The organism is Brevibacillus schisleri (assembly GCF_055685845.1).
The window spans coordinates 3,846,540-3,864,691 of the sequence record NZ_JBVNDM010000001.1 but is presented as its reverse complement, the minus strand read 5'-3'; the positions used below and the strand labels follow the sequence as shown (position 1 = coordinate 3,864,691).

Genomic DNA, 18,152 nt, shown 5'->3' with positions numbered 1-18,152 from the left:
ACCTACACAATGGCAAGAGATATTTACTCGTTCCCCTACTTGTTCCGCGTGGTTGAGGCATTCCCAAAGCCGAGCACATACATCCTGGATCAATTCTTTGCTGAAGGGGAAATTTTCGAAAAAGAAGAGATCGAAATCCAGACTAAAAAAGGACACAAACCTATTGCTCCATATGTAAACGAGTTGTTGCCGGGGAAAGTCATTTTGCGCACAGGATTTACTGCTAAGCAATACAAGCCAGCACTGGTAAAACCGATGCGCGTTATTACGACAAATGACCTGAAAGTACGGCAGGCTGGTGAAAGCTTGTACAACCCTGACACTCCTGAAGCCCGTGGACAGAAGCTACTGACGAAAGACTTGGTTGAACTGAACGACTCAATCGTACAACGTATGGTGGAGATGGGTTCCAGCCTGATGTTTACAGGTAAGGTCACACAAGTCGGGGAAGGTATTAGTCAAGAACTGGACTACGATTTGGAAAACATATACACCTTGTCCGGCACTGACCTTTTTTCGAATGATGCTGCAGATATTTTGGACATTCTTGCTGGAATCAAACGGGATGTCATGCAAAAAAGCGGACGAACTCCGCGTAAAATTCTCACGACCTTTGCAGTGGGTCAAAGAATCATGACCCATCCTAAAGTTTTGGAACTTGCAAAGATCAATAACAATTCCGTTATTACGGTCGGAAATCTCAACCAAGAAATGTTGCCCGATGGCGTTACTTATCACGGATACCTTCAGCAAATCGATCTACATGTATACAGTTTGATTGCCAGCTATACAAACGACAATGGAATCGAAACCGATGTCGTTCCGGCGGGAACTTTGGCAATGTTACCCGATGGCAAACCATTCGAGTTTGCGTACGGCGCAAATCTAATCATGGGTGACAATGGAGCTTTCCAGTATGTTAGGGCCCGTATCACACCACAGTCGTGGACCACAAAAGAACCAGCTGCACGATTTCTGCAAATGCTCTCTCGACCGTTCCCGATTCCTACGGACGTAAATGGTTGGGCTGTCGCTAAGGTACTTTAAAAAGGAGGAATACAGACATGTCAGTTATCGTAACGAAAGGTACAGTACGCCATAACGGGAAGGACTACAGAGTGGGCGAAGAGTTGCCGACTCTTAAAAAAGAAGAGGCAGAACGGCTGCTTGACCTTAACGTGGTAGAAGAAAAGGGCAAGTCAAAAGGTAAGCCGGCCCCGAATGAGGAAACAGAATGAGTCTCAAAGATGTCATCGCAGCGGATCTTGACGTCTTTCTCAACACGGACGAATTCGCAGATGAACATATTCTCGAAGGAAAGAAAATACGGCTGATTGTATCAGCTGATACGTTGAATGGCACCCCCTTACCGCACGCGGAGGGGGTTTCTCTTTGGAGAAAGGTCATTCATGTATCTTGCACCGACCTAGGATATCGACCGAATGAAGGCGGACTGATGGATCTGGACGACCAGATGTATGCGGTTGTCAATGTGGATGAGCAGGATGGCTTGTATGCTATTACGCTGGAGGCGAACACGATGTGAGGATTCCAGAGCTGAGAAATGCTATTCGCCAAATGCGTAGAGTGCAGGACGACGCATCAAAAGCGATGTCATCTGCACTGAACAGAACAATCCACGGTGTTGGCACTGAGGCAACCAGGAAGACGAAAGAGCGTTTTTTCGTGAAGACTGCGGATGTCAAAGGCACGATACGAATTCGCAACGCCGCCCCGGAGAACCTGGAAGCCACGATGACAGCTAAATCTACAAACCTGCCACTCATGAGGTTTAAGACGAATCCTGGAAAGGTCCCGATTCGTCGACCAGCGGCAACCAAGTCAGCAGTAAGGCGTGCTGGCTTAGTACCAGTACATGGGGCATTTATTGCGCGAATGCGCAGCGGGCATGTCGGCGTGTTCAAGCGGGCGCGATCTTGGCGCCATAAAAAGGTCACGAGAAACGGACGAACGTACTGGTCTGGTCTCCCGATCCGTGAGCTGTACGGACCATCTGTTCCAGGTATGGTTGGTAGCCGAAAAGTTGTGGATCACGTTGAACAGGAAGCAAAACGACGTATGGAGACACGCTTGGACCATGAAATAAACCGATTGTTGAGGTGATGATATGACACCTGTATTGCTTATGCGCAGCTTGCAGACATATTTGGAGCAAGTCATCGCCAATGTTGAGCTGAGCAGTCCAAAAGGAGTGCTTACGCAACCTAAGGTTTTTCTGGAAGCCTTGCCACAAAAGGCTGCATCCAGCCAAGAAGAAGATTTCCCGTTCATCATTGTCAGAGCGATGGGCGGAGAGGATCAGGATGGCAAAGCGTCTGTCAGCATTAATTTGCTTGTTGGCACGCACTCGAAAGACGATGACGGCTTTATCGATGTGCTGAATATCATCGAGGATGTACGCCAAGCTCTATTAAAAAATCCAGTTGTCGGAGGAAGCTTTCGACTGGATTTACCCCTCAAATGGAAACTGTTTGACGAGCAGCCATACCCGGGGTGGATCGGGGAAATAAATACACTTTGGGAGATTCCTAGAGTAGCAACGGAGGTGTTTTTCTGATGGCAGTGAGAAAAGAAGAAGGACAAGAAGTAGTAAATCCTACAGGCGTTTCGGTACCAGATAAACGGCAAGAGAAAAGGGGAGCCAAGCAGCAGGATCAATTAATCTATGTTGGTCCAAATATCCCCGGCGGACACCTGATGCAGTACACGGTGTTTCGCGGTGGTGTTCCCGAGTATCTGAATGATCTTTTTGAAAAACAGCCCGCAATCCGGCAGCTGATTGTTCCCGTGAAAGAGCTTGCGTTATTCCAATCTCAGGTAGGTACGCCAGGAACGCTTGAACACACACTATTCCAACAAGTAAAGGACGGTGGTAAATAATGCGCCACGGAGTATATGTACGGGAGGTTCCGACGTCTGTTTTGCCGCCAGCCACAGCGTCTGCATCACTTCCAGTGGTCTTCGGAACAGCACCAGTTAACCTGTCCAAGCGAGATAAAGCGCCTGTGAACGAACCGGTCCTCTGCTATAGCTATTCAGAGGCGGTGGAAGCACTCGGGTACAGCGATGACTGGAAATCATATACACTCTGCGAGTTTATGTACTCGCATTTCCAATTGTTTCAGCAGGGGCCTATCGTATTTATTAACGTTCTTGATCCTACTGAGCACAAAAAAGATAGCGCGGAAAGCGAGATTCCTCTCGCCAAGGGTGTTGCCAAGATCAATCAGTCAGGCGTGCTATTAACTTCATTGGTGATCAAATTGGCGGTTGCTGGTCAGCCATTGGAAAAAGGAAAAGATTATGCTGCTGCTTTCGATGAAGACGGAAATGTCATGATTAACCGGATTTCTGGAGGCGCAATTCCCGATTCGCAGACAAGTTTGACCGTATCCTTTGCAAAACTGGAGCCTTCTAAGGTAATTGCCAAGGATATTATCGGCGGTGTGGACGTTACGACAGGCCAATTGACAGGACTGGAGTTGGTTCAGCAAGTTTTTCCGCGTTTCCGCCTACTGCCTGGGCTCCTGCTTGCTCCGGGATGGTCACAAGATCCGGTTGTTGGGGCTGTCATGAAAGCCAAGTCCACCAATATCAACGGGCATTTTCGATGCATGGCACTACTGGATATTCCAACGGATAAGGTCAAGAAGCATACGGATGCGCCTGCGTGGAAGGAACAGAACAACTACACAGCTGAGACACAGGCTGTTTGCTACCCAAAACTGAAGCTAGGTGACTATATTTTCCACCAATCCACACAATTGGCTGGTGTCATTTGCCAAGTGGACCAGAAAAACGAAGGTGTGCCTTATGAGTCACCATCAAATAAACCATATCAGGCGAACAGTGCGGTCATAGAAGATGGTACAGAAGTTCTGCTTGGTCTTGATCAGGCGAACTATCTGAATGGTCAGGGGATTGTTTCGCCATTGAATTTTACTGGGGGATGGAAATGCTGGGGGAACCGAACATCGGCATATCCTGCCGTAACAGACCCAGTAAAGAGCTTCATTCCAGTCCGCCGCATGTTTGACTGGATTGGAAACACACTGATTCTCACCTTCTGGCAAAAGGTCGATGATCCAGCCAACAAGCGTTTGGTGCAAACGGTGGTCGATAGCGTCAATATCTGGCTGAACGGATTGCAAGCAGCAGGATATATCCTGGGTGGCAGAGTTGAGTTTGTGAAATCTGAGAATCCGGTCACGGACTTGATGAACGGCACCCTGCGATTCCATGTTTTTGTGACACCACCGTCTCCAGCAGAGGAGATTCAGTTCTTACTGGAGTACGATCCATCATACCTGGGCGGCCTCTTCGCCTAGAAAGGAGATGAACGAAATTGGCAAAACAAGTATCTGAAAAGCTCATTAGTTATCGCGTGTACAAAGACGGAAAAGACTTCCTTGGAACAGCTGATGTTACCTTACCAAGCGTAGAATACCTTACGGAAACTGTGAAAGGAGCGGGGATCGCTGGAGAAGTGGACAGCCCTACGATCGGCAACTTTGGATCGATGGGCCTAACCCTGAACTGGCGAACCATCGAAGCGGATGCAATCCGGTTGGCTGCCCCGCAGGCACATGCATTGGACTTCTGGGGCGCACAGCAGGTATTCAATCAATCTTCTGGTACTTATGACAGCGTGGCCGTAAAAGTATCTGTTCGCGCTATTCCGAAAAAGTTCGATATCGGTAAGTTCGAACCCGGAGCGACCACGGACAGCTCATCTGAATTCGAGGTCATCTATCTGAAGCTGTCCCATAACGAAAGAACACTGTTGGAAATAGATAAATACAACTACATCTGCGTAATAGATGGTGTAGATTACTTGGCAAAAGTTCGTAGCCAGTTGGGCTACTAAGGGAGGAAAAAAGAATGTTGGAAAAAGAAGAGCGGAAAGATCACAACGATGTTAACGATGTTAACGAGGAAAATGAGGATGTTGATGGCCTGATTCACTATAAACTCCGTCGTCCAATTGTGGTTGACGGTCAAACTTATTCAGAACTGATCGTTGATTTAGACAGTTTGACAGCAGAAGATATGATGGCGTGTGAACGACAACTGAACAAAACCAAAGAGTTCATTTACGTAAAAGAGATGTCCAAGCCTTATTTGGCCCTAGTCATTGCAAAAGCGGCAAAAGTGCCTGTGCATGTTGTCAATAAATTATCTGGTAAGGACTTTAGCAAATTAACCGTGCAGGCTCAAAATTTTTTGCTAGGCTAGGGCTTGCAGTGGAATACAGGGGGCAGCTACTGAAAGAAGTAGCTGTCTCTTTTTCTATTGCAACCCGGGATTCTACTAGCTACTGGCTAAACAAACCACTAGTTGAGTTGAAAGGGTGGGCCAAAACCATTAATGAGATACAGCAAAAAAGGTAGGTGTTAGCTGTGTCAAAGGTATACAAAATTGCGTTCGAGCTCGCGGGGAAATTAGAATCAAGCTTTTCTAGCTCGTTTACACAGGCTCTAGGTGATATGAACCGTCTTGAACAACGAGCGAGAGAAATCGGTAATATTCGTATTTCTGGGAGTACATTCGAGCAAATTCGGGACTCTGCACGTGAGGCAGCTAACGAACTGCGGGATGTAGAAAGGGCGCTACAGGCCATACGAGGGATACGCCTCACCGACCAAATGGGCCCTTTACGCGATGATCTTCGACGTTCGACCCAAGCAGCTGAGGAATTACAAAGGCAACTACGCGAGTTGGAGAGAACCAGAGGCCCACGGCTTGATCCGTTGCCTGATGACTTGGATGATTCCAGCGGCCAGGTGGACATTCTTGGTGGGAAATTTTCCAAGATGGCTGTGGCGGTAACAGCATCGATGGCAGCGGTTGGTGGGGCGATCATGGGCGCATTCAAAGCTGTATCCGTAAGTGATGAATACCAACAAGCCATGAATAAAATTGAAGCAGCAACAGGTACATCTGTTGAAAACATGGCAGAGATAAAAGAGACAGCAACCAACCTTTACAACATGAATCTTGGTGAGAATTGGGACGATTTGGCGAAAAGCATATCAGCTGCGAAATCGGTAACCAAACTCGAAGGTGCTGAACTCGAAAACACCACCAGAAACGCGTTGTTGATGAGAGATACATTTGAGTTTGACATCAAAGAATCTGTGAAATCAGCAGATACCATGGTAAAGAACTTCGGTATTACATCAGAAGAAGCGTATAATCTTCTGGCACAAGGTGCGCAAAATGGATTAGACAAGTCTGGTGAATTGCTGGACACAGCCAATGAATACAGTGCTTATTTTAGCAAACTGGGATTCTCCGCAAATGACATGTTTAACATCTTTAGTTCTGGATTAGAAGCAGGGGCTTTCAACCTGGACAAAGTTGGGGACGGGATCAAAGAATTCGGTATTCGCACAAAAGATGGGGCCAAATCCTCCTTGGAGGCCTATAAATCAATCGGTCTGAACGGCGAGGAAATGACCAAGCAGTTCGCCACTGGCGGAAAAACAGCTCAAGAAGCGTTTTTAAAGACGGTAAAAGCTATCAATGAGGTGAAAGACCCTGTCAAACGTAATGCTGCCTCCGTTGCTTTGTTTGGTACGCAAGCGGAAGACTTAGAAGAACGGGTCATCAAAGCTTATGGAAATATCAAAAAGACTTTCGACATGACGAAGAACACAATGGATGGAATGTCCAAAGTCAAATTTAATTCAGTAGGACAAGCATTCCAAAGAATCGGGAGACAACTTGAAACAGGCTTCCTTATTCCATTAGGAAACGCTGTCTTACCACTTTTAGGGGAACTATCTGAATCCATTTCTTACATGCTACCCGTTGTAAAAGAAACGTTCAAATCAATGGGCGGCGAAATGATGGGATTCTTTCAAAAAATTAAATTTGGAGATACCTTTGAGCCAATCAAACAGCTTGCAAATGAGGTCGGCCCGAAATATCTAGGGTTTATGAAGAGTATATGGAGCGCGACAAAATCCACGTTTCCCGTTTTCGAGGGACTGGCGGGCATAATCGGGAATACGCTGAAGTCAGTCATCAAGTATGCGGCTCCAGTAGTTACCTATTTCGGAAATCAGCTTTATCCGATTCTGCAAGACGGCTTTCAGTTCCTAGCAAGCGAAGTATTTCCGGCAATATCATCTGCCATCCAACGATTTTCGCCACAAATTCAGACCGTCATTAACAGCCTGGGACGCGGCTTTACAGCCGTTTGGGGAGTCATCAAGCCCGTTTTAGACAAATTGTTTGCCACATTCCAGTTTGTTTTCCCTACCATAAAACAAACGGTCGTGAAATCAATAAACGTTATATCTGGTGTAATTGGCGGGCTTCTTACCACGCTAAGTGGAGTTATCGACTTTGTTACAGGTGTTTTTACAGGCAACTGGGGTGTCGCCTGGCAGGGTGTAAAAACCGTATTTACTGGCATTTTTGAGACGTTAGGAGCTGCGCTCGCAGCACCAATTAACGCAGGAATCGATATGATCAACGCAGCGCTCAAAGGAATCAATTCGATCAAGATCGATGTTCCTGAGTGGGTTCCTGGTATGGGCGGACAAACTTTTAGCTTCAGCATCGCCGAAGTACCTAAAATTAATGGATACGCGAATGGTGGCATTGTCAATAGACCAGAACTCGCTTGGATCGGCGAAGGCGGAGATACAGAGGTCGTTGTCCCGATTAATAACTCGCAGAGATCGCTTGACTTGTGGACTGCTGCAGGTCGGATGCTAGGCGTTGGCGGAGCGCCTACTGGTGGATCGACGTCGGTTGGCGACTTTATTTTCTCTCCGTCCTATAACTTTTATGGGAACGCTGACCAATCGGCAGTTAAGCAGATGGAAAACGCAACGCGGAGCGACTTTGAACGGGAGTTCAACGAATACAAGCGCCAGATGGGGAGGGTTGCATTTACGTGATGAAAACTTACAACACCATTCAAGGCGATATGTGGGACACAATCGCCTACAAAACGCTTGGAAGTGAGTACCACATGACCGCCTTGATCGATGCTAACCCCAAGCATCGCGAGACGGTCATTTTTTCCGGTGGCATAACCTTAACTATCCCAGAAATAGCTGAACCTCAACCGGAGACGCTACCACCGTGGAAGAGAGGAGGAGACTGATGAGCAACACGCGCCGAACACACCTGGAACTCAAATATGAAAACGTTGATATCTCCGCAGACCTGCAGCCGCATTTGAAGAGTTGGACTTATACGGATAATCTCAGCGGGCAAGCAGATGACATTCAAATCACGCTGGAGGATACGGCACATAAATGGATCGGCTCTTGGATGCCAAATACTGGTGCAGTCCTGAAAGGTGCGATTATTCGCGAGAATTTTGAATCGGAAGGGAAGTCTGACAAACTCCCTTTGGGGCAATTTGAAATTGATACGATCGATTTTAACTTCCCACCGAGCGAGGTCACGATAAAGGGGATTTCCGTACCGGAATCCTCTTCTTTGCGCGGGCAAGCAAAAAGCAAAGCATGGGAGAAAACCAAGCTCTCTGTTATCACAGGAGATAAAGCAAAAAAAGCAGGCTTAAAACTACTCTTTGATGTCAACGAGAACCCGGAATATGACCGGATCGAGCAAACAGAAGAGACGGATCTTGCCTTTCTCATGCGGCTATGCAATGACGCGGGATTGTGTCTGAAGGTCACAGGGACACACCTGTGCGTTCTGGATGAAGTCAAATATGAACAGCAGGAAGCTATTCTAACCATCCGAAAAGACTCAAACATCAAGAGTTTTCGGGCGAGCATCACAACAACCGGGCTATATAGCTCTTGCCGTGTAGAGTATCACGACACTAAGTCAAAGAAGACCATCAAGGCAGTCTTTACGCCGCCTAAAGCGCCGAAGACAGGCAGAGAACTATTCATCAACCAGAAAGTTGCTTCCGTTGCCGAAGCGCAGCGATTAGCAAAAAAGAAACTGCGAGAAGCAAATAAAAATGCCGTAAAAGTCTCCCTGGCGATGGTTGGCGATCCAGTGTACGTCGCGGGTGTCACTTTGAATCTTGCTGAATTTGGTTTCTTTGATGGAAAGTACATCATTACGCAAGCCACGCACAGCCAGCAGAGCGGTTATGATACTTCACTTGAGTTGCGCAAATGTCTGGAGGGGTACTAATGCTGAAGCTGATCCAATCGATTGTAAAAAACCTGATTCGTGTCGGCATTGTCTCCTCTGTAGACTATCGCAAGGGTACCGCGAAAGTCGCTTTTGAAGACCGTGATCAGGTAGTGTCCCATGACATGGACGTTTTGGGGAAAAACTCATTTCGTAACAAAGATTATTGGCTCCCTGATCCTGAAGAGCAGGTCCTTTGTTTGTTTCTGCCAATCGGAAACGGACAGGGCTTTATTTTAGGGTCTTTGTATTCGATTGACGACAAACTGCCTATTAAAAATAAGAACAAGCGGCACGTCCGGTTTGGAGACGGGACATTCATCGATTATGACCGTGAGACACATACCCTCACAATCGATTTCTTGCACCCCGAAGGCGGTCATATTGTCATAAACAATGCAAAGGTGACCTATAACGAAACGACGCAGCGAGGTGAACCAGAATGGCGGTCATCGGAAGTTTTGGAGACTTGATTTTTGAGGTTTCTGCCGACAAGATTCGAACCTTTGACGAATTCTCTCGTTCTGCTTCAGGGCGCTGGACAGCCCACGAAATTATTGGTCGTAAGCCGATCTCTGAGTTTGCGGGGCCTGCTTTGGATACAATCAGTTTTAAAATGCGGTTTGATGTTCGTTTCGGTCTGAATCCAAAGTCAGAGATGGATAGGCTGCTTGCGCTTTGCCGTGAGGGGCGGGCAGAAACGCTCATCATTGGCGGAACAGCCATTGGTATTTACAAATGGGTCATTACTTCCGTTAAGCAGGGATGGAAGCATTTTGATGGAGCAGGTCGAGTCCTTATTGGTGAGGTTGACGTGACCATGGAAGAGTACATGAGGAGGTGATCGGGGTGGCGGAATACGAAGTGACGATAAATCAACAGCCGATTGATTTTGGAGCAGACGGGTCAAAGGCTATTTTACAGAATATCCGTATGATTATGGCCTCACCTGTATACTCCTGCCCAATGGATCGCGGTTTTGCTTGGAGTCCCGATGTCGATTCTCCATTACCAATTGCGCAAGCTCGAACGGCAGCTAGGATTACAGAGGCTATCCATACCAACGAGCCGCGAGTGGAAGTGGTCAGTGTTAAGTTCGAGGGAGATGGTCTCGAAGGACTGTTGAAACCGCGAGTGAAAGTGAGGATTCGCGATGGCACGATTTAATATGAAGAACATCACCATTACAGAGAAAGATCCAGAGAAAATTGAGAATGAAGCGGTAGCTATTTATGAATCCGAAACCAAAATCAAGCTTGTACCTGCTGATCCAAGGCGGAAATTCATGCAGGTGATCATCGCTCTTTTGGCCCAGCAAAGAAGCAATATTGATTTTTCAACCAAGCAGACTTTGTTGACCTATGCTATCGATGACAATCTCGACCACCTTGGAGTTTCCAGGGATACACCACGCCTGGAACCTTCTTTTGCGAAGACCACTCAGCGGTTCCACCTATCCGTTGCACAACCTCAAACAATACCGAAAGGGACGCGAGTTACTGCAGGTGACGGCGTCTTTTTTGTAGTTCAGCAAGACACGCCAGTCCAGATGGGGCAGTTGTTTGTGGATGTAGAGGTTTGGTGTACAGCGGCTGGGGATGCCGGCAATGGATATGTGCCAGGCGAGCTGAATCAATTAGTGGACCCACTTCGTTGGGTAGCAAAGGTGGAAAACATCACGAAAAGTGAAGGAGGAGCAGGTTGGGAGGAAGACGACCCATATGCAGATCGTATCCGGCAGGCCCCTGAAAAATTTTCGGTCGCTGGACCGGAGGGTGCTTACCGTTATTGGGCTCGAACTGCAAGTTCGTTAATCGTGGACGTATCTGTGAGAAGCCCGTCCCCTGGAGTCGTAGAGATCCGAACCCTATTGAAAAATGGTGCTATCCCGGGGCAAGAGATATTGGATTTAGTAACTGAGATATGCAGCGACCGGAAAGTGCGCCCATTAACAGATCTTGTTCGGGTACTTGCTCCAGAGGTTGTAAGCTACGACATGACAGTGACGTATTGGATCGGCCTAGACAAAAGTACGATAGCTGCCAGCATTCAGGCAGACGTAGAAAAGGCGATTGAGGCATATAAGATTTGGCAGAAATCGAAACTTGGCAGGGATATTAACCCTTCTGAATTGATTGCCCGGATAAAAAACGCTGGAGCGAAGCGTGCTGCGGTCACACTCCCCACCTTTACAAAACTGGAAGAATATCAGGTGGCTATCGAAAAGACTGTAAATATCTCTTACGGAGGACTGGAAGATGAGTGATATCTACAATATTTCGCTCCTCGACATCCTGCCTGACAGCCTCAAAAACGACAAAGACATGGTAGCGATGGCAAAAGCATTCACGCCAGAGCTGCAATCTTTATCCAAAGAAACGAAACTTTGCATGCTGCTGAAGATGATCGATCACCTTTCCTCCGAGTTGGTGGACCATCTGGCGTGGGAAATGCTCGTTGACTTTTATGATCAAACGTTACCACTTGAAAGTCGACGTGAGCTCGTCAAAACGGCAATTGGAGCTCATCGATATAAGGGCACGCCCTGGGCAATTGAACAGGTCGCATCCATCGTATTTAAAAATTCATCGGTCCGGGAATGGTTTGAATATGGGGGAGAGCCCCATCATTTTCGGATTGAAACGGAACAGTTGATATTTGAGCCGGGTGATTTGGCAAAGTTCCACCGTCTGGTAGAACGTGTGAAGCGCAAAAGTTCCTGGCTTGACGACATTGTTTTCAAAATCATAGCCAGCACGATCAAGGTAGATATTTCTTCCAAGAGTTTTATCGTTGATTACTTTGTGTGTAATACCTTCTACCCTGACGAAATTGTTGTCAATGCTCCAAGCATGCCAGTCTTTGTTGCGCCAGGCATGCCTATGTTTACTGCAATCGAATGATGAAGGAGGGAATCTCAGATGCCAATTGGCACAAAACATATATTACGTGACGGGGGTCTACTTCCGGTCCCGCAATACTTTAATGAGACGAAGGATGAATTCCAGGAAATTCAGGGCCATAAAGGCGCTATGTTCGTGCAACTTCGTGGGTTATCTGCGAAAGAGCCTTTTAGTGGTGCCGCAGATACTACGCAAATTTTCAAAGAGACCATGTACGGCTTTGTTATTAAGAACGACGGAACGAATGATCTGACATTTACGATTAACAACTACACTTTTACGGTCAAAGAAGACGAAGTATTTGACGAATCGTTTGAGCCGTTTACCCAAGTGATCATCAAAACAACTTCTCCATTTCGCGCTTATGGGAAGGGGTAATCCAGATGGCTATTAAGGTGGAACCTGCTTTCCTGGAATTTATCCGGAATACAGTGAGCGCGAAAATAAGTAACGCCACAATCACCGTGGACGGGAAACCTGTCATTCATCCAATTACACAGACGAAGCATCTTACCAGTGCCCAGAAAACGGTTGTGCAGTTGTACGTCTACTTGGACGCTGTGGACGCGGCAGGCACCATTACCGAAGCAAAGCTTGTTGACGCAAGCGGAGCGACAATGATTACCTCTGATGCACATATTACCTCGCACGAAACAGGGGCATTGTTGCTGTTCGAAATCCCTTTCGAAGTGAGGAGTGTGTGAAATGCCTTATGACCGGCAATATTGGGCTGACCGGCTTGTAAATCCGGAAACAGGTGAAACGATCCAAGAAGGAACGCGTTTTACAGCACGCCGTATGAATCACATAGAAGAAGGTATAAAGGACCTCGATGGCATTGTAATCAGATTAGAAAATCGCATTCTTTATCTTCACGCCAAAATCACGACAGGAGATAGGACTGCTGGGAATAGTGGGATCTTTGTTGATCTGTTTGACGGCATCCAGGATGCGGTCATTTCTTTGGACAAAACGAGAACAACCATTCAGTCGATTTCCGGTACGAATGTTACCGTTGCATCGGTGACAGGCTTTGCAGTGGGGCAAGAGGTGACGTTAGCCTCGGTCAACAATCAGGAGGAGCGTATCATCACGGCAATTAATGCATCGACAAAAATTATCACACTAAGCGCAGCTCCAACAGCAACCTATTCAGCAAATGCCGTCCTAGCAAGGTCAACCGTGGAAATTGATACAGTGGCGAAACGCATGCGACGAGGGTCAATTGATACTTATAGTGTGCAAATAGCCGTAACGTAAGAAAGGAGGCGTTTGGATGGCAAGCAAAACAACCGTTGTTAGTATCCCCGAATCCACATCACAAAGCCGGTCACAAAAGATAACCATTCTGAACCTAAAGCGTGTTGTTTCTATTGCAGTCAACACGGGCAAAGTGACCCACTCTGTCAATGGCAGCGAAGTGACGGTCAATGTCAGCGATGGCTCTTATACCCGATATACAACATCAAGCACCCCAAATACAAAAACCGTATCGGATACTCGTACCAGCAGTACGGATACTTTTCAATCGACCATCAGCTACAACGATGGTACTTATAGTGGAACCCTGTCCAAGTCAGGCGGATCAACTCCCTATCTAGTTAGCGGGAGTGGTCCCGATCAAAAAACAGCAACTGGTACTCGCAATTCTTGGTATGACCTCGGAACGTCTTGTAGTGGAGCGCAAAGCGGAGCATTGTCCGCGTTACCGTCATCGATTCCTTACTCTGATGGTGAAGGATACACTGGCACTTTACAACGTACCGGGTCTTCTGCGGGATCTTGTCAAAAATTAAGCGACGAGGGAGGCGGTGAACGCTGGTACGGTGCTTCCGCGACAGGCACCTATTCCGGTACGGTATCTAAGCCTGATACGCGTAAGTACAACTACTCCCAAAGCTATTCCGGTACAGTATACGGACCATCATCGGTATCTTATACCTACTACTACGCTTATACCGTAACCGTTACGTATGAGGACAACTTTGGTCAGACGCTCACGCTTACTGCTCCAGCAAGCGGGGTCAAGTTGTCTGTGGGTAATACTTATGCAGTCACTGGCACAACATTGGACACTGACCCTGGTGATATCGTATCCGTCTATGTACGTGTCAACAAAGGCACTCCCTATCGTATCCTGCAAGCATCAGCGGACGGCGTAAATCCACTCGCTTTTAGTAAAATTTTTACCTTTGCGGGCGGGGCCATTAAGGACGGTACGACAGCCGTTTCTGGGCTACTAGATGAGGGAACTACGCACCTGTTAGAAGTATGGTCGGAGGATACCAAAGGTGGTACTTCCATCATTGCTGAACGTACGTTTACCGTGATGTTGAATCGTCCGCCAACTCTTACACACACATTCGTGGCGAACAATGATAATTTGTCGGATGATTCGCCCATTACGATCAATGGGACGGTGTCCGATCCAGACGGACAAGCGGTATCCATGAAGTATCGTCTGAACGGTGGAGCAGATGTCCCCATATCGATCAGCAGTGGCGCATGGACGATAACCGTCACACCAAAGCAGATGGTTAATGGACCGAACAGTCTCGTCATAACAGCAGCCGACTCATTGGGAGCAACGACAGTCCTCACGTTTTCCCTGACCCGTTCGGTAACGAAATCACGCCTCAAAACTGCCCATGCTCGCTACAAGCTATCTCCTCAATCAACGACAGCTAAAGAAGTGCTTGCTTGGCTCCAGCATGAAACAGGAGATTTGATGGTAGATGGAGCTCTTTCCATCGTGGCTGCTGGCGCTGCCGAATCTTACAAGGCCATGACCAAAACGTCTGCTCCTGTTATTACTGGAATCGTAGAGAAGGAATTTATCGGAACGTATGCGACACCAGACGCTCAGCTCCATTTGAAATTTACACTGACTAGTAATGACGCCAACTCAACAGCTGCAGCTACGAATTTATCGGGGGCGATCAAAGCATGAAATACCGACAAAGAAATCAAGACGGGTCGTTAGGAGATTGGGTTTACACGCCGGCAGGCGAGGAAGAGCGACAGCAGGAAGAGGCACTACAAAAAGAGCTGGAAGAATTGCGGAAAGAAAATGAGAAGCTGAAAAATGCTCAAAAAGAGGGTGGAGCGAATGGCGTGGGCTAAGCCGACAGACAAGAAAAGCAAAGACTTGATTCTCGCCCAGGTCAGGGATTACAAGAAAGGCCGTCTTGTGGAGCCATTTAGTGATACAAACGTCTGGTTAAAAGCATATGGCGGCGGATCAGTGTCATTTAACAATGGCAAGCTGCAAGTCACCTCTACGGGTACATCGATTGCTGCTAGAAGAAATGTTTTTCTCAACCTTACGGGTGCAAAAACATTGAAAGTGAAATTCTATGTGGACAATTTGATAGACCTCTATGAGTTTCAAATTTATCTGGCACATGATACCGGCTATGCAGAATTTTTAGGCTACACCGTGCGAGGATGGCGGATGGCGCTGGGGTGGAACGAGCATATCATCGATGTCAGCAAGCTGGAGCCCGTGGGGTCTGCAAGTCTGACCCGGGATATCGTCTCGATGCAAATAAGAGCAAAGTCCAACGATAATACTACGGCGTCGATCGTTTTTGACTCGATCATTCGAGATGAATCGCAGCGCGGTAAGGTAATTTTCATGTTTGACGATGGTTGGTCTTCACAGTACACCGAAGCGTTCAAGTACATGGGAAAATATAATCTACCAGGTGTCATTGCCGTCATTCCGTCGCACGTAGGGTGGTCTGGCTATTGCACGCTACAACAGCTAAAGGAAATGTATGCTTATGGCTGGGACATGGCCAACCATACGATGTCCCACGCGACGCTCAAAGACCTGAAAGATACAGCGGCAATCGAGAAAGAGGTAGCGGACGCTGAAAAATGGCTGAACGCAAACGGATTTCCTCGAGCGTCAAATATCTTGGCATATCCATACGGGGCGTATGATGCCAGGGTACTGCAAGTTATGCAATCTCGCAGAGCGGGCCGAACCGTCCAAGAAGATACGGCGACCACACCGCCGCCGGATAAACGGACAATCAAGATTCGAAATGTGGATCATACAATTACACCTGCCACACTAAAAGGGCACATAGATGATGCGGCGAAGGTAGGGGGCGTGTGTTTGTTCATGTTCCATAAGATCGTTAGTGGTGAAGCCTCGTCCAGTATCGAGTACAACGTAAGCAACTTCCAAGAGGTTGTTGATTACGCCTATTCCAAGCGAGCTGACATCGATATCGTGACAATGAGCGAATGGCTGGACAGTTGCGGGTTGTAGTAAAGAATATTGTTTTTCATGAGGAGCTGCTAACGTGGCTCCTCTTACTTTTGCCCCAAGGAGGGTGAGGAGGACCGTAACACATGAAATTTCTACAGAGTTTAGAGAATGTAGCAACCCCAGCGAACGGTTGGGCGACCACAGCCGGTGCAATCGTATCGCCCGCCTTTCTCTATCTGTACGGCACGAACCGCCAGGATATCCTGATCGTGCTCTTTTTTATGATTGCTCTTGATTGGATCACAGGCATTTCCGCAGCGAAAAAGAACCAGTCGTATTCGTCCGATTATGGCATATCCAGAATTCCACGGACTTTGTTTCTATTTGCATTACCAGCTGTTGGTAATATGTTGGATCGGGTCATGGGCACACCAGGATTCCTGTTCTACGGCGTTACCTTCGGTCTAATCTACCACACTTGGACAAGCCTCACCGCCAATGCTCACCGCGCAGGCTGGCCTATGCCAAAATCTATCGAGAATCTGGTTGGATCAGAGATTAAAGCGAAAGCAGAGAGATCCGCACGGAAGGGGCACGAGTAATTATGATTCCAATGATGAAAGAGTATCGAGTAACCAGTCCTTACGGTCCACGAATGAGCCCTTTAAATGGAAAGCAAGAATTCCACACTGGGATTGACCTTGTAAAGCCTGCATATGCAAACATCCAAGCTTTCGTTGCGGGGACAGTTGTTTATGCAAACATGGGGAAAGCGGGTACTGGAGTCGGCGGTTTTGGAAACACAGTAATCATCAAAGACAAAGATAATCACTTACACATGTACGCACATCTCACGGATTACTGTGTTTCAGTTGGTCAGTTCGTTGCTCAAGGTCGGGTGATCGGTCGGCAAGGGAACACTGGAAAATCAACGGGCCAACACTTGCATTTTGAGGTTCGGAAAAATGGTCCGAGCTTTGGCTTTGGAAACCATGTTCATCCGGTGAAGTATGTCGACGATTTTTATGCGAGGGAATGTCCACAACTAGAGAATAAACCTGTGGATAAAGTGTCTATCGAGATCAATGGGGAGATGCTTCCGGTTCATGGCTACCTCAACAGTGGTGTCTCAACATTGCCAGTGCGTGCGGTTGCAGAGGCTGCAGGTGGAAAGGTGGAGTGGATCGGAGCTACACAAGATGTCCGAGTAAACGGCAAGCAGCTGACAGTCACAATTGATGCAGGAACGTCCTATGCTCCTGCTCGGGAGTTGGCTGCGGTACTCGGCTTGCAAGTGGAGTGGGATGGATCAAATAAAATTGTAAAGCTGAAAGGGAGTGTTAATTCTTGAAAGACTTTCTGAAAGAGCATAAGAAATCTGTGTTGCTTATTTTGACCGGGACGTTGGCTATTGCGGGAACATATGCAGGGATCGGTGAAGAAGCACAGCAGCAGATACTGAAAGCCATAGGAAGCTTATTTTAACGAGCGAAGCCCTCCTTCCGGTAAAACGGGGGAGGGCGTTTTTTATTTGAAAATGGACGTCTTTTATCACATGAATTATATTACAGTTTATTACAAATATGCGCATTAAGACCCATGGAATTTATTTCCAAATAACTTGGCGGTGTGGTATCATAATGAATAAAAAAGGGTTTCTTGTAGTATCATTCTGAAAAAAGGGTGATTGTTGTGACTGGAATGGCTATTAAAAAAATGCTTAAAAACTTCTCTATTTTTACTGTTGTACTAGTTGTTATGTTGGGCTTTATTTCGTATTTCCGAGTTGGATACGTAGACTACAATGATAGTTTCTATGTGTGGTTAATCTCATCACTCGCATATCTAAGCGTATTAGTTTTATTCGA

26 protein-coding genes are annotated in these 18,152 nt (G+C 47.1%); all 26 read left to right on the top strand.

The features are described from left to right. The first annotated feature begins 9 nt into the window (after positions 1-9). The 26 genes from ACUUHJ_RS18045 (at position 10) to ACUUHJ_RS17920 (ending at position 17,769) form a co-directional block, all read left to right on the top strand. The gene (locus ACUUHJ_RS18045; protein WP_472299557.1) at positions 10-1,047 is read left to right on the top strand and encodes a major capsid protein; all 1,038 of its coding nucleotides are present in this window, start codon (positions 10-12) and stop codon (positions 1,045-1,047) included. 17 nt (positions 1,048-1,064) lie between these two features. Then, on the top strand, positions 1,065-1,238 hold the full coding sequence (locus tag ACUUHJ_RS18040; protein ID WP_472299556.1) for a DUF7210 family protein: 174 nt from the start codon (positions 1,065-1,067) through the stop codon (positions 1,236-1,238). Beyond that, entirely contained in the window at positions 1,235-1,546 is a 312-nt protein-coding gene (locus ACUUHJ_RS18035) for a hypothetical protein (protein WP_472299555.1), read from the top strand. Before ACUUHJ_RS18040 ends, ACUUHJ_RS18035 begins: the two co-directional genes overlap by 4 nt. Continuing rightward, positions 1,543-2,124 (top strand): phage tail protein, encoded by a 582-nt coding sequence (locus ACUUHJ_RS18030; RefSeq protein ID WP_472299554.1) that lies wholly within the window; start codon positions 1,543-1,545, stop codon positions 2,122-2,124. The genes ACUUHJ_RS18035 and ACUUHJ_RS18030 overlap by 4 nt, the downstream gene beginning before the upstream one ends. A gap of 4 nt (positions 2,125-2,128) precedes the next feature. Further along, positions 2,129-2,578: a hypothetical protein gene (locus ACUUHJ_RS18025; RefSeq protein ID WP_472299553.1), complete on the top strand. Its 450-nt coding sequence runs from the start codon at positions 2,129-2,131 to the stop codon at positions 2,576-2,578. Further along, positions 2,578-2,901, top strand: a complete 324-nt coding sequence (locus tag ACUUHJ_RS18020; protein ID WP_472299552.1) for a hypothetical protein — start codon at positions 2,578-2,580, stop codon at positions 2,899-2,901. The genes ACUUHJ_RS18025 and ACUUHJ_RS18020 overlap by 1 nt, the downstream gene beginning before the upstream one ends. After that, positions 2,901-4,349, top strand: coding sequence for a phage tail sheath family protein (locus ACUUHJ_RS18015; RefSeq protein WP_472299551.1), 1,449 nt, complete (start codon positions 2,901-2,903; stop codon positions 4,347-4,349). Before ACUUHJ_RS18020 ends, ACUUHJ_RS18015 begins: the two co-directional genes overlap by 1 nt. A gap of 17 nt (positions 4,350-4,366) precedes the next feature. Continuing rightward, positions 4,367-4,888, top strand: coding sequence for a phage major tail tube protein (locus ACUUHJ_RS18010; RefSeq protein WP_472299550.1), 522 nt, complete (start codon positions 4,367-4,369; stop codon positions 4,886-4,888). Between the two features lie 14 nt (positions 4,889-4,902). Continuing rightward, complete coding sequence (locus tag ACUUHJ_RS18005; RefSeq protein WP_472299549.1) at positions 4,903-5,256, top strand: phage tail assembly protein; 354 nt, start codon at positions 4,903-4,905, stop codon at positions 5,254-5,256. Positions 5,257-5,420: 164 nt separating this feature from the next. Next, positions 5,421-7,934 carry a phage tail tape measure protein gene (locus tag ACUUHJ_RS18000; protein ID WP_472299548.1) on the top strand — a complete coding sequence of 838 codons (2,514 nt, stop codon included), beginning with the start codon at positions 5,421-5,423 and terminating at the stop codon, positions 7,932-7,934. Further along, positions 7,934-8,143 carry a tail protein X gene (locus tag ACUUHJ_RS17995; protein WP_472301216.1) on the top strand — a complete coding sequence of 70 codons (210 nt, stop codon included), beginning with the start codon at positions 7,934-7,936 and terminating at the stop codon, positions 8,141-8,143. Before ACUUHJ_RS18000 ends, ACUUHJ_RS17995 begins: the two co-directional genes overlap by 1 nt. Next, positions 8,143-9,159: a phage late control D family protein gene (locus ACUUHJ_RS17990; RefSeq protein ID WP_472299547.1), complete on the top strand. Its 1,017-nt coding sequence runs from the start codon at positions 8,143-8,145 to the stop codon at positions 9,157-9,159. The genes ACUUHJ_RS17995 and ACUUHJ_RS17990 overlap by 1 nt, the downstream gene beginning before the upstream one ends. Continuing rightward, the gene (locus tag ACUUHJ_RS17985) at positions 9,159-9,632 is read left to right on the top strand and encodes a phage baseplate assembly protein V (protein ID WP_472299546.1); all 474 of its coding nucleotides are present in this window, start codon (positions 9,159-9,161) and stop codon (positions 9,630-9,632) included. Before ACUUHJ_RS17990 ends, ACUUHJ_RS17985 begins: the two co-directional genes overlap by 1 nt. Further along, positions 9,602-10,003: a phage tail protein gene (locus tag ACUUHJ_RS17980; RefSeq protein WP_472299545.1), complete on the top strand. Its 402-nt coding sequence runs from the start codon at positions 9,602-9,604 to the stop codon at positions 10,001-10,003. The genes ACUUHJ_RS17985 and ACUUHJ_RS17980 overlap by 31 nt, the downstream gene beginning before the upstream one ends. 5 nt (positions 10,004-10,008) lie before the next feature. Next, on the top strand, positions 10,009-10,326 hold the full coding sequence (locus ACUUHJ_RS17975; protein ID WP_472299544.1) for a hypothetical protein: 318 nt from the start codon (positions 10,009-10,011) through the stop codon (positions 10,324-10,326). Next, positions 10,313-11,425, top strand: coding sequence for a baseplate assembly protein (locus ACUUHJ_RS17970; protein WP_472299543.1), 1,113 nt, complete (start codon positions 10,313-10,315; stop codon positions 11,423-11,425). The genes ACUUHJ_RS17975 and ACUUHJ_RS17970 overlap by 14 nt, the downstream gene beginning before the upstream one ends. Next, the gene (locus ACUUHJ_RS17965; RefSeq protein ID WP_472299542.1) at positions 11,418-12,062 is read left to right on the top strand and encodes a phage tail protein I; all 645 of its coding nucleotides are present in this window, start codon (positions 11,418-11,420) and stop codon (positions 12,060-12,062) included. The genes ACUUHJ_RS17970 and ACUUHJ_RS17965 overlap by 8 nt, the downstream gene beginning before the upstream one ends. An 18-nt stretch (positions 12,063-12,080) precedes the next feature. Next, positions 12,081-12,440 (top strand): hypothetical protein, encoded by a 360-nt coding sequence (locus ACUUHJ_RS17960; RefSeq protein WP_472299541.1) that lies wholly within the window; start codon positions 12,081-12,083, stop codon positions 12,438-12,440. A gap of 5 nt (positions 12,441-12,445) precedes the next feature. Beyond that, positions 12,446-12,766 carry a hypothetical protein gene (locus tag ACUUHJ_RS17955; protein ID WP_472299540.1) on the top strand — a complete coding sequence of 107 codons (321 nt, stop codon included), beginning with the start codon at positions 12,446-12,448 and terminating at the stop codon, positions 12,764-12,766. A 1-nt stretch (position 12,767) separates the two neighbouring features. After that, positions 12,768-13,322, top strand: a complete 555-nt coding sequence (locus ACUUHJ_RS17950; protein ID WP_472299539.1) for a hypothetical protein — start codon at positions 12,768-12,770, stop codon at positions 13,320-13,322. A 16-nt stretch (positions 13,323-13,338) separates the two neighbouring features. After that, positions 13,339-15,012 (top strand): hypothetical protein, encoded by a 1,674-nt coding sequence (locus tag ACUUHJ_RS17945; RefSeq protein WP_472299538.1) that lies wholly within the window; start codon positions 13,339-13,341, stop codon positions 15,010-15,012. Continuing rightward, positions 15,009-15,185: a hypothetical protein gene (locus ACUUHJ_RS17940; RefSeq protein ID WP_472299537.1), complete on the top strand. Its 177-nt coding sequence runs from the start codon at positions 15,009-15,011 to the stop codon at positions 15,183-15,185. Before ACUUHJ_RS17945 ends, ACUUHJ_RS17940 begins: the two co-directional genes overlap by 4 nt. After that, the gene (locus ACUUHJ_RS17935; protein ID WP_472299536.1) at positions 15,172-16,344 is read left to right on the top strand and encodes a polysaccharide deacetylase family protein; all 1,173 of its coding nucleotides are present in this window, start codon (positions 15,172-15,174) and stop codon (positions 16,342-16,344) included. The genes ACUUHJ_RS17940 and ACUUHJ_RS17935 overlap by 14 nt, the downstream gene beginning before the upstream one ends. An 83-nt stretch (positions 16,345-16,427) precedes the next feature. Further along, on the top strand, positions 16,428-16,886 hold the full coding sequence (locus ACUUHJ_RS17930) for a phage holin family protein (RefSeq protein WP_472299535.1): 459 nt from the start codon (positions 16,428-16,430) through the stop codon (positions 16,884-16,886). Between the two features lie 2 nt (positions 16,887-16,888). Continuing rightward, positions 16,889-17,635: a peptidoglycan DD-metalloendopeptidase family protein gene (locus ACUUHJ_RS17925; RefSeq protein WP_472299534.1), complete on the top strand. Its 747-nt coding sequence runs from the start codon at positions 16,889-16,891 to the stop codon at positions 17,633-17,635. After that, the gene (locus ACUUHJ_RS17920) at positions 17,632-17,769 is read left to right on the top strand and encodes a hypothetical protein (RefSeq protein ID WP_472299533.1); all 138 of its coding nucleotides are present in this window, start codon (positions 17,632-17,634) and stop codon (positions 17,767-17,769) included. Before ACUUHJ_RS17925 ends, ACUUHJ_RS17920 begins: the two co-directional genes overlap by 4 nt. Positions 17,770-18,152: the final 383 nt, after the last annotated feature.